Origin of the sequence: Salaquimonas pukyongi, from assembly GCF_001953055.1 — a bacterium.
In the GTDB taxonomy this organism is placed as follows: Bacteria; Pseudomonadota; Alphaproteobacteria; order Rhizobiales; family Rhizobiaceae; genus Salaquimonas; species Salaquimonas pukyongi.
In genome coordinates this window covers 90,543-100,953 of the sequence record NZ_CP019044.1, presented here as the reverse complement: position 1 = coordinate 100,953, position 10,411 = coordinate 90,543, and the positions used below count along the sequence as shown (strand labels likewise).

Annotated in this window: 12 protein-coding genes; 9 read left to right on the top strand and 3 right to left on the bottom strand. The window is 58.7% G+C overall.

Going from position 1 to position 10,411, the window contains the following annotated elements; all coding sequences use genetic code 11:
- Positions 1-79 precede the first annotated feature (79 nt).
- The 3 genes from BVL55_RS00565 to BVL55_RS00560 form a co-directional block, all read right to left on the bottom strand.
- Positions 80-1,093: an MmgE/PrpD family protein gene (locus tag BVL55_RS00565; protein ID WP_205410827.1), complete on the bottom strand. Its 1,014-nt coding sequence runs from the start codon at positions 1,091-1,093 to the stop codon at positions 80-82.
- A complete protein-coding gene (locus BVL55_RS16770; protein ID WP_205410826.1) occupies positions 1,033-1,467 on the bottom strand; it encodes an MmgE/PrpD family protein in 435 nt (144 codons plus the stop codon). Before BVL55_RS16770 ends, BVL55_RS00565 begins: the two co-directional genes overlap by 61 nt.
- Positions 1,468-1,580: 113 nt before the next feature.
- Positions 1,581-2,156 carry a TetR/AcrR family transcriptional regulator gene (locus BVL55_RS00560; protein WP_075995271.1) on the bottom strand — a complete coding sequence of 192 codons (576 nt, stop codon included), beginning with the start codon at positions 2,154-2,156 and terminating at the stop codon, positions 1,581-1,583.
- Positions 2,157-2,270: 114 nt separating this feature from the next.
- Between BVL55_RS00560 and BVL55_RS00555 the strand changes: the two genes are divergently transcribed.
- The 9 genes from BVL55_RS00555 to BVL55_RS00520 all read left to right on the top strand — a co-directional run bounded on the left by BVL55_RS00555 (position 2,271) and on the right by BVL55_RS00520 (position 10,410).
- On the top strand, positions 2,271-2,732 hold the full coding sequence (locus BVL55_RS00555; RefSeq protein WP_205410825.1) for a (2Fe-2S)-binding protein: 462 nt from the start codon (positions 2,271-2,273) through the stop codon (positions 2,730-2,732).
- Positions 2,733-2,734: 2 nt separating this feature from the next.
- Positions 2,735-3,895: a hypothetical protein gene (locus tag BVL55_RS17245; protein WP_342097858.1), complete on the top strand. Its 1,161-nt coding sequence runs from the start codon at positions 2,735-2,737 to the stop codon at positions 3,893-3,895.
- On the top strand, positions 3,820-4,974 hold the full coding sequence (locus BVL55_RS17240; RefSeq protein ID WP_342098072.1) for a molybdopterin cofactor-binding domain-containing protein: 1,155 nt from the start codon (positions 3,820-3,822) through the stop codon (positions 4,972-4,974). Before BVL55_RS17245 ends, BVL55_RS17240 begins: the two co-directional genes overlap by 76 nt.
- Positions 4,975-4,997: 23 nt before the next feature.
- A complete protein-coding gene (locus BVL55_RS00545) occupies positions 4,998-5,642 on the top strand; it encodes a hypothetical protein (protein WP_205410824.1) in 645 nt (214 codons plus the stop codon).
- Between the two features lie 164 nt (positions 5,643-5,806).
- The gene (locus BVL55_RS00540; protein ID WP_075995269.1) at positions 5,807-6,946 is read left to right on the top strand and encodes an ABC transporter substrate-binding protein; all 1,140 of its coding nucleotides are present in this window, start codon (positions 5,807-5,809) and stop codon (positions 6,944-6,946) included.
- A gap of 114 nt (positions 6,947-7,060) precedes the next feature.
- Positions 7,061-7,981, top strand: coding sequence for a branched-chain amino acid ABC transporter permease (locus BVL55_RS00535; protein ID WP_075995268.1), 921 nt, complete (start codon positions 7,061-7,063; stop codon positions 7,979-7,981).
- Positions 7,978-8,970, top strand: a complete 993-nt coding sequence (locus BVL55_RS00530; protein ID WP_075995267.1) for a branched-chain amino acid ABC transporter permease — start codon at positions 7,978-7,980, stop codon at positions 8,968-8,970. The genes BVL55_RS00535 and BVL55_RS00530 overlap by 4 nt, the downstream gene beginning before the upstream one ends.
- On the top strand, positions 8,963-9,727 hold the full coding sequence (locus tag BVL55_RS00525; protein ID WP_075995266.1) for an ABC transporter ATP-binding protein: 765 nt from the start codon (positions 8,963-8,965) through the stop codon (positions 9,725-9,727). The genes BVL55_RS00530 and BVL55_RS00525 overlap by 8 nt, the downstream gene beginning before the upstream one ends.
- Positions 9,724-10,410 carry an ABC transporter ATP-binding protein gene (locus BVL55_RS00520; RefSeq protein ID WP_075995265.1) on the top strand — a complete coding sequence of 229 codons (687 nt, stop codon included), beginning with the start codon at positions 9,724-9,726 and terminating at the stop codon, positions 10,408-10,410. Before BVL55_RS00525 ends, BVL55_RS00520 begins: the two co-directional genes overlap by 4 nt.
- Position 10,411 lies beyond the last annotated feature (1 nt).

Sequence of the window (10,411 nt, the reverse complement as noted above, 5' to 3'; positions counted from 1 at the left end):
GTTTATCTACAATGTTCTTCTTTTGTTCCAGTTAATCAAAGCTGGTGAAGAGAGTCAAGCGGCTGCTTTCAGGAACCGTTCAGGCCGGATTGACCGGCGCATAGAGCAGGTCGGCAAAGGGTGCGAACCGCGCATTCTGCTCAACAAGCCCCAACCCGGCCTGCCAGATCTTGCCGGTGCGTTCCGGCCCGAGCATTCTCAATGTCATTGTATCGAATTTTTCGCGCAGTTCTTCATCGCTGAACGGCGAGTCGGGCCCGCCGCGGGCATTGATGTCTCCCGATTCAAACCGGGTACCATCCTTCAGTTCCACGGTTGCATCCGCCCAGCGCCCCGCGGGAAACCGGTCATTGTGGCGGTCGCATTCCTTAACGGTGATCAGGGAAAGCAGTTCGGCAGCTTTGGGGTCGGAAAGCGCTTCCCCTTCCACATGCTCCGGCCCGATGCGGCCATTAAGCAGAAAGGTCGCCACCGCAAAGGGCAGGCTGTATTGGGCCTGTGTTGTGTTTTCCGGTATTCCGGCAAAAAGCCTGGATCCCTCATGAAACGTCCGCACCTCGATGGAGGCAATGGCATCCGGCGTGATCTGGTTGGTGAGCATGATGGACCGCACCGCATCAATCGAGCCGTGCGCCCAGCGGCAGATCGGGTAGGGTTTTATGTAGTTGTGTTCAATGGTCCAGTGTTCGCCGAGGTCCTGCCAGAAGGGCGCTGCTTCAGCCGTTTCCACCGTCGCTGCCGGTGCGCCGGTAAAACCCATGGCTGCCAGAAGAACGGAGGATATGCCGACCATTGCCCCCATGCCGGAACCGTCATGCAACATGGAAGGATTGTCGATTTCGCGCATCATCTGGCTGCGGGGGCCGTGATATTCAGCAATGCCGATGGCATGGCGCAGGGTGTTTTCATCATGCCCGAGCAAGCGGCAGCCGAGAGCCGCAACACCAAGCGCATTCCAGGCACCGGAAGTGTGGTAATCGCTGACCGTGCCATGCAGCGCCAGTCCTGCCCGTGCGGCCACTTCATAGGCAATCACCAGGGCTTCAAGCGCTTCGCGCCCACCCAGCTCCGGCCGGTTCCCAGCAAAGGCCAACAGCGCGGGCACCACCGCACAGCCAATATGCCCTTGACCGGATTGAAGCCGTCATGACCATCCAGATTGTCGATCTGGGTTGCTGCCGCATAGGCGGCGCCCGGCAGGCTCGCCACTCTGCCGTCAAACAGGATCGGAGCGGATTTTTCTTCCGATCCCCCGGCAAGGAAACCGGTGGCAAATTCCCGTGCAATCTTTCCCACTTCCAGGTTTGCAGCACCGGCACAAACGCCAAGCGTATCGACCAGCAGCCGGGCGGCAAATTCAACCGAGCTATCGGGGATGGCCGGTTTGTCAGCCAGCACGAATTCGGCAATCTTTTCAAATTGCCCGTGAACCGGTTTGTATCCTGCGCCCGTTACGGAATCTGGCATGAAACCTCCTATACCGGATGGCCGGCCTGCTGGAACACCATCCTGCCTTTCAAGCGGCCAGGCAGCCTTTCAGATAACGACGGGATTTGGCAAGCCATGTCGGTATGAGAGAGTCAGCTTTGTCCGGGCTTGATGCCAAGCTGGCAAAGCGCAGCCAGCTTCAGGCTGTTCAACAAGGTTTCAAGATGACGGTGGTCGCGCGCTGTAAAGATGAAACTGGTGGCAGCGGAAACGACGAGCCCGGCAAGCGCCTCGGCCGTCGTGCCGCTCTTTTGCAATTCATCCGAATACGGAAGAAACATCGAGGTGAGAGCAGCCGTCTTCCTGTCTTCTGCCTTTTTGATCTCCGCTTTTCCTTCGGCATTGAAGCCTTCAATCAAATCACCGGAGTCGGGCATGGCGCGCAGCTGGTCAAAATAGGGCGTAACGCAGACGGCAAAAAAAGCATCCAGCTTGTCTTCCACCGCCTCAAGGCTGCTCCATGCATTGTCGACGGCCTCCAGCTTGTTTTCCGTGAGTTTTTTTATGACCGCGACCAGGAGCTCATCCTTGTTGGCGAAGGATGCATAAAGCGTCTGGCGTGAAATGCCGGCTTCCGCGGCAATATCAGCCATGGTCGTACGCCGTACCCCGTATCGGGATATGACGTTGACGGCAGCTTCAAGAATACAGGGTACGCGACGGTTCATTATTACAACTTGACAAAATTTGGTTATATGTCAAATACTGGTTTCCAGTATTGATGCCCCGGCCTTGTATTTTGAAGCTGGCAACATCGCGCACAACTAGCACAGGAGCGTTTGGTGACAAGTCTGACCGTGAATGGAAAACAATATGAAGTGGAAGTCGAAGGCGACATGCCACTTCTATGGGTGTTGCGTGACGAATTGGGCATAACCGGCCCCAAATATGGCTGTGGCATTGCCCAGTGCGGCGCGTGCACGGTGCACGTGGACGGCGTGGCCGTACGCTCCTGCCAGTTGGCAATCGGCGATCTGGACGGGGAAGTTACCACTATCGAGGGCCTCGGCACGCCGCAAACCCTGCATGCGGTGCAAGCTGCCTGGATCGAACATCAGGTCGCCCAATGCGGATACTGCCAGTCCGGCCAGATCATGCAGGCAGCTTCCCTGCTGGACGTCAACCCCGAGCCAACCGACGAGGATATCGATGCGGCAATGAGCGGGAACCTATGCCGGTGCGGGACCTATGTGCGCATCCGTGAAGCTGTCAAATCGGCAGCCGCCAAACTGCAGGAGGCGTAATCATGGGCAAGCTTGGAACCATCGCACGGCGCACATTCCTGATCGGCTCGGCGGCAGTGCTCGGGGGCGTTGCCTTTGGCACCTACATCGTGCGCAAACCCCACGACAACCCCTTGGCGGACAGCCTGCCGGAAGGATCGGCAACGTTTAATCCGTGGGTGCTTATCGACCAGGAGAAAATAACCCTGATCACGCCTCATGCTGACAAGGGTCAGGGCGTCGCATCGGCACAGGCCGCACTGATTGCCGAGGAACTTGACGTTGAGTTTGGGCAGTTTGAAATCAGTTTCGGTCAACCCAGTGCGGCCTACTGGAACACTGCCATGGCCGACGAAAGTGCTCCCTTCAAGTCCACAAACGAAAGTTTCACTGCCGAAACAGTACGTGGAATCATGGGAAGCGTGTTGAAGGTTATGGGTTTGCAGGGCACCGGCGGCTCGACCACCATTCCCGACAGTTTCGAGAAACTGCGATACGCCGGGGCGGTTGCCCGCGAAACGTTGAAACTGGCCGCAGCCGAACAGTCCGGCGTGCCCGTTGAACAGCTTAAAACCGCCAACGGGGCCGTTCTTCTGCCTGATGGCAGTCAACTAAAATATGTCGAACTGGCCGCAGCGGCCGCAAAGCTTGATCCGGTCGGTAACGTCACACTGCGCGATCCGGGCCAATGGCGCCTGATCGGCAAACCGATGCAGCGCCTTGACATTGTCGGCAAGTCGACCGGTACGCTTGACTACGGCATTGATCTGAAAGTCGATGGCATGGTCCATGCCGCCATCAAGCTGAACCCGCGCCAAGGCGGCGCGGTGAACGGCTATGATGCGAGCGCTGCGGAAAAAATGCCCGGCGTCAGCAAGGTTGTCCCGGTCACCGGGGGCGCAGCAGTCATTGCCGACAATACATGGCGTGCTTTTCAGGCAGCCGACGCAATTGAGTTTGACTGGGGCGAGGCACCTTATCCTGCCGAACAGGAAGAACATTGGAAAACGGTTGCCGCCTCCTTTACCGATGAACTTCTCGATAGCGAGTGGCGCAACGACGGTGATGTGGAAGCGGCCCAGGCAGAGGGTGGGGTGATCGAAGCCGAATACCGCTCGCCCTATGTCGCCCATGCCCCCTTGAACCGCTTAATGCTATCGTTCTGGTTACCGACGAACGCGTAGAGGTATGGACCGGTCACCAGCTTCAAAGACAGATGCAGGTTTTGGTAGGCGCCATCACCGGACACGAGCAGGATCAGGTGATTTTGCACAATCAGTTCATTGGCGGCAGCTTCGGCCACCGCCTTGAATTCGAGCACGTCAAACAAGCCGCCGAAATTGCCAACCAGATGCGCGGGACGCCCGTCAAGCTCACCTACACCCGTGAGGAAGACTTTGCCCATGACTTCCCCCGCCACATTTCGATCGGTCGCAGCAAGGGGACGGTGGCGAACGGTCAGGTAACCTCAATCGATCTTCAAATCGCATCACCATCGGTCATTGCATCGCAGATGGGTCGGGCGAACATTCCGATGCCTGGCCCGGATGCCCAGATATCAGCAGGGTCGTGGAACAATCCCTATGACCTGCCGAATTTCCGTATGCGCGCCTACCGCGCACCCGAACTGGCGCCGGTTTCTTCCTGGCGGTCCGTCGGTGCGCCGGGAGCCGGATTTGAATTTGACTGCTTCCTGGATGAATTAATCCATGCGGCCGGCGCCGATCCGATGGAGGAGCGCATCCGGTTGATGGGGCACGATGTGTCGAGAAAGGTCCTGGAGACCGTTGCCGATATGTCATCCTGGGGCGGCGAGCTTGGGGCCGGCAAGGGCAGAGGCGTTGCATTTATCGAAAGTTTCGGCGTGCCGACAGCTGAAGTCGTGGAAGTCACCGACACAGGTCAGGGCATCAGGATCGACAAGGTCTGGGTGGCCTGCGATGTGGGAACCATTGTCGATCCGGTGAATTTCGAAAACCTGGTTCAGGGCGGCGTTGTATTTGGACTGGGCCATGCGATGAACTGCGAGATTACCTATTCAGACGGGATGGCGCAGCAGAGCAATTATCATGCCCATGAGGCCATGCGGCTCTATCAGTGCCCCGAGATCTTCGTGAAAGGCCTGGAAAACGGCGCCAAGATAAGGGGCATTGGCGAACCCCCTGTCCCGCCGGCGGCTCCAGCCCTCTCCAATGCGATTTTCGCCGCAACCGGCAGGCGCCTGCGCGAAATGCCGTTCAACAAATTCATAGATTTCGTGTGAGGCTGAACAAGATGGGATCAACCTTGAAAACGCTGCACCTTGCAGCCTTCGTTCCGCTGTTTCTTGTTTGTGGCGGTACGGCACTCGCACAGACCACAGGCACTCAACAGCAGGCAGAATCCGAGCAGCCTGCGGCGGCTACCGCTGGCCGTGAGGAAGGCCTGGAAGCCTGGGCACGCATCCACGAAGTCGTCAGCCATCCGCGCTGCTCGAACTGCCATGCAGGGCCGGACAACCGGCCCATGTGGTCCGGTCCAAGTTATGGCAAGGCTCGCTTCCACGGCATGAACATCAATGCCGGTGAAAGCAGAATCGGGGCAGAGACAATTGCCTGCTCAACCTGCCACACCACGCTCTCCAGCGGCCGCGATGACGCCAACACAGTTCCTCACGCTGCACCGCGCGTTGCCGCGGACTGGCGTATGGCACCGGTGGAAGCGCATTGGTTCGGGAAATCCGGTGTGGAAATCTGCCGCCAATTGCGCGACCCGGAGCGAAATGGCAATCGTACATTCCAGGAACTGGCAGATCATCTGGACCATGACGTGATCCTGCACTGGGCATGGAACCCTGGGGCAGGCCGCGAAGCAGCACCTTATTCCCTCAAAGAGCATGTTGACGACATCCTTCTTTGGGGTGCTGCAGGAATGCCCTGTGAAGGCGACTGACAAAGCTGCACGCACCCTTCCGTTTTTCGCTGAACATTCACTTTCCGGCGCATACTGGTGACGGCCGATTCCGTTCTTGACGGTTCTGGCGGCACCGGTAACAGTTGAAATTCATCGCAAGGAGTGCTTTTGCAGGCGGGAAAGAACGAAAGGGAGGAATTGTAATGCGTATGAAATCTTTGGCATTTGCCGCAGCATTGTCGCTGTCGGTGGCTCTGCCGGTTGCAGCCGAACCGGTGAAGGTCGGCATGATCACCACACTTTCGGGAGGCGGCGCCGGGCTTGGAATCGACGTGCGTGACGGTTTTCTGCTGGCGGTCAAGCAGGCCGGCAACAAGGACATCGAGGTTGTCGTCGAGGACGACCAGCGCAAACCCGACATCGCCGTGCAACTCGCAGACAAGATGATCCAGAGCGAGAAGGTGGATATTCTGACCGGGATCATCTGGTCGAACCTTGCGATGGCGGTGGTTCCTGCCGCCACTGCGCAGGGAAAATTCTATCTTTCGCCCAATGCGGGCCCGTCCGCACTGGCCGGCAAGGGGTGCCATGAAAACTATTTCAACGTCGCCTGGCAGAACGACAATCTGCATGAAGCAGCAGGGGCCTATGCCAATGATGCAGGTTTCAAGAACTCGTTCGTCATGGCGCCGAACTACCCGGCAGGCAAGGATGCCCTGACCGGTTACAAGCGCTTCTACAAGGGAGAACTGGCGGGCGAAGTCTACACCCAGCTCGGCCAGAAGGATTATGCTGCCGAGATTGCGCAGATCCGTGCTTCAGGAGCCGACAGCGTCTTTTTCTTCCTTCCCGGGGGCATGGGCATTGCCTTCATGAAACAGTATGCAGCCTCCGGCGTGGACATTCCGCTGGTCGGCCCGGCATTTTCTTTCGATCAGGGTATTCTTCAGGCGGTTGGCGAAGCCGCGCTTGGCGTAAAGAATACGTCCCAGTGGAACAAGGACATCGACAATCCCGCGAACAAGGCTTTCGTCGAGTCGTTTCAGGCCGAATACGGGCGCCTGCCTTCGCTCTATGCAAGTCAGGGCTTCGACACCGCAAATCTCATTTTGTCAGCCATGGGCAAGGCCAGCGTAACAGATGCCGGCGCCTTCCGCTCGGCGCTTGAAGAAGCGGACTTTGATTCGGTGCGTGGTTCGTTCAAGTTCGGTACAAACCACCATCCGGTTCAGGACATCTATGTGCGCGAGGTGATCAAGGAAGGTGACGTCTTCACCAACAAGATCATCGGCACCGCACTGACCGGGCATGCAGATGCCTATGCGGGCGAGTGCACGTTCTAGGATTCGCCGATAAGGCGGAGACAGAATTGAACATCATCATCGCGGATGGGGCCGGCGCTCCGTCCGCCAGATATTTCTTCCGCCAACTGCCGGCGTCATCTGATAGCATCCGCAATGTCACCCATCCTGTTCATTGAACAACTGCTGAACGGATTGCAGTTCGGTGTCATGCTGTTTTTGATGGCATCGGGCCTGACGCTGGTGTTTGGCGTAATGGGGCTGATCAATCTGGCGCACGGTTCCCTTTTCATGATCGGGGCTTTTGCGGCAGCGGCGGTTGCCGGCTGGTCGGGGTCCTTTGTTCTTGGGCTGGCGGCTGCCCTGGCTGCCTCCGCTGCTGCCGGTGTCATCATCGAACTTGTTGTCATTCGCAAGCTGTACAATCGTGACCATCTCGATCAGGTTCTTGCGACGTTTGCCCTGATCCTCATCCTGTCAGAGGGAACCCGATGGGCCTTCGGCTCGTTCCCGCTTTATCTGGAGCGCCCGCAATGGCTCGCCGGGCCGGTCACCTTGCCGGGCGGGATCGAGTATTCCTCCTACCGGCTGGCGCTGATTGTTGCCGGCCTCGCGATCGCCGCAGGCCTGTTTTTTCTGGTGACCCACACCAGGCTGGGCGACCGCATCCGTGCCGGTGAAAGCGACCGGGAGATGATCGCAGCGCTGGGGGTCGATATTTCCAGGCTCTATACGATCGTTTTCGCCCTTGGGGCAGCCCTTGCCGGCCTTGCCGGAGCGCTGGTCGGCGCCATCCAGTCGGTTCAGGTCGGCATGGGCGAACCGGTCCTCATTCTGGCATTCGTCGTCATCGTCATCGGCGGCATCGGCTCGATCAAGGGAGCGCTGGTCGGAGCGCTGTTGGTCGGCTTTACAGACACGCTGGGGCGCTTTCTTCTGCCAATTCTTTTCGGAGCCGTAATGGACCCCGCCTCTGCCATGCTGGCAGGTTCGGCCCTGGCCTCGATGTCGATTTACGTGCTGATGGCACTGGTCCTCCTGATCCGGCCCCAGGGCCTTTTTGGAGAGGCGCCGTGAGCAGCACCTACCGGGAATGGGCGGTCAATGCGGTGCTGCTGGCTGGCCTCGTTCTGGTGCCGCTTTGGGCCTGGCTGACAGACGAACCCTTCACCATCACACTGGCAACGCGTGCGGTTATCCTTGCGCTGGCGGGAACCGGTCTTAACATCGCGCTGGGCATGGGCGGTCTGGTCAGCCTCGGACATGCGGTCTTCTTCGGCATTGGCGGTTATGCCATGGGCATACTGGCAAGCCATGCCCAAAATCATGAGCCGATTTTCATCTGGCCATTTGCCGTCGAGGGCACCCAGTCCATGCCGGCGATCTGGCTGACGGCGATGGTGGCCGGCGCCCTTGCTGCGCTTGTCATCGGTGCCCTTTCGCTTCGCACAAGCGGTGTCTATTTCATCATGATCACCCTCGCCTTCGGCCAGATGTTCTATTACTTCGCCATCTCGTGGCCTGCCTATGGCGGCGAGGACGGACTGGCGATCTATGTGCGCAACGGCTTTCCCGGCCTCAACACGCTTGACCCCATTCAGTACTTTGCGCTCTGTTTTGCCGTTCTTCTTGGCGTTCTCTTTTTCAATGCCCGGCTGATCCGCTCACCCTTTGGCCTGGCCCTCAACGCAGCCCGGCAATCGGTCCAGCGGGTTGAAACCGCAGGCATTGACCCCTTCCGCCTGCGGCTTGCGGCTTTCGTTGTATCGGGGGTGGTGACCGCACTTGCCGGCGCACTGTTTGCCGATCTCAACCGTTTCGTCAGCCCGGCAATGTTCTCCTGGCAGTTAAGCGGCGAAATCATGGTTTTTGTCATCCTGGGCGGTGTGGCGCGCCTGTGCGGCCCGCTGGCGGGCGCCGTGGTCTTTATCGTGCTTGAGCATTACCTGGGCGGTTTGTCGGAATACTGGCACATTTTCCTCGGCCTGCTTTTGCTGCTGGTCGTCCTGCTGGCAAAAGGTGGGCTTATCGGTCTGCTCTCCGGCAAGGGGGCTGCTCATGGTTGAGCATGATCAGGCCGCACTGGCGCTCCAAACACGAAATATCACCAAGGCTTTTGGCGCCTTGAAAGCCAATGACGATGTTTCAATCGACCTGAGGCATGGGGAGATTCATGCCATTATCGGTCCCAACGGGGCAGGCAAGTCGACGCTCATTCAACAGATCAGCGGCGCGCTGTCGCCCGACAAGGGGGAGGTCTATCTGGCCGGTGAAAACGTCACGCCTCTCAAACCCCATCGCCGCGCCCGCAAGGGGCTTGCGCGCACGTTTCAGGTTTCCGCACTTGCCACCGAGGACACCGTGCTGGAAAATGCCGTTCTGGGAGCGCTGGGTGCACGGGGCGGCGTGGCAGGGGTTTTCTTTCCCGCGCTTGGAAATCATGTGCTTTGCGAGAAAGCGATGACAGCGCTTTGCCGTGTCGGACTGCAGGACAAGTCCGACATACGCACCTCAAATCTTTCCCATGGCGAGCGCCGCCAACTCGAACTTGCCATTGCCCTGACGCTTGAACCGAAAGTGTTCGTGATGGATGAGCCCATGGCCGGGCTTGGCGCTTCCGGCTCAAAGCGGATGACAGGACTTCTGGACCAGTTGCGCGCCGAAGCACCAATCCTGCTCGTGGAACACGACATGGATGCAGTGTTTGCGCTCGCGGACCGTGTATCGGTGCTGGTTTATGGCCGCATCATCGCAACCGGGACAGTCGATCAAATCCGCGCTGATTCCCAGGTGCGCGAATCCTATCTGGGAGAAGATGCATGACGCTGCTGACGCTCGAAGGCGTTACCGCTTATTACGGCTCAAGCCAGGCGCTATTCAACGTCAACCTGGAGGTAGGCGCCGGTGAAGTCGTTGCGCTGATGGGCCGCAACGGCATGGGCAAGAGCACCACGGTCAAGTCGGTGTTCGGGTTGCTGCCAGCTGCGGGCGTTGTTCGCTTCTCCGGCCATGATCTTCTGCCGATGCCGCCCCATCGCGTCGCACGCCTGGGCATCGGTCTCGTGCCGGAGGGGCGTCGCTGCTTTGGCAATCTTAGCGTTGAAAAGAACCTCACCGCCGCAGCAAGGCCGGGCGACTGGTCCCTTAAATCGGTGACGGATCTCTTTCCCCGGCTTGGCGAGCGGCTCCCACAGATCGCTTCGTCCCTTTCAGGTGGAGAACAGCAGATGCTGGCGATTGCTCGCGCTTTGATGACCAACCCCAAACTGCTGGTTCTTGACGAAGCGACCGAAGGACTTGCGCCGCTGGTACGCAAGGAAATCTGGAAGGTTATCGCCCGGCTCAAACAGGAGTCCGACATGGCAATCCTGATCATCGACAAATCGGTTCGCGAGCTGCGCCAGATTGCCGACCGGGCGGTCGTCCTGCAGCGTGGCGAAACCGTGTGGAGTGGTCCGGTTGCCGCACTTACGCCCGAACTGACTGAGCGCTATCTGGGAGTGTGAT

What these genes read in the sequence shown, in the direction of transcription:
- BVL55_RS16770 (WP_205410826.1), bottom strand. Translation starts at nt 1,467, where the DNA reads ATGCCAGATTCCGTAACGGGCGCAGGATACAAACCGGTTCACGGGCAA.
- BVL55_RS00560 (WP_075995271.1), bottom strand. Translation starts at nt 2,156, where the DNA reads ATGAACCGTCGCGTACCCTGTATTCTTGAAGCTGCCGTCAACGTCATA.
- BVL55_RS17245 (WP_342097858.1), top strand. Translation starts at nt 2,735, where the DNA reads ATGGGCAAGCTTGGAACCATCGCACGGCGCACATTCCTGATCGGCTCG.
- BVL55_RS00540 (WP_075995269.1), top strand. Translation starts at nt 5,807, where the DNA reads ATGCGTATGAAATCTTTGGCATTTGCCGCAGCATTGTCGCTGTCGGTG.
- BVL55_RS00535 (WP_075995268.1), top strand. Translation starts at nt 7,061, where the DNA reads ATGTCACCCATCCTGTTCATTGAACAACTGCTGAACGGATTGCAGTTC.
- BVL55_RS00525 (WP_075995266.1), top strand. Translation starts at nt 8,963, where the DNA reads ATGGTTGAGCATGATCAGGCCGCACTGGCGCTCCAAACACGAAATATC.
- BVL55_RS00520 (WP_075995265.1), top strand. Translation starts at nt 9,724, where the DNA reads ATGACGCTGCTGACGCTCGAAGGCGTTACCGCTTATTACGGCTCAAGC.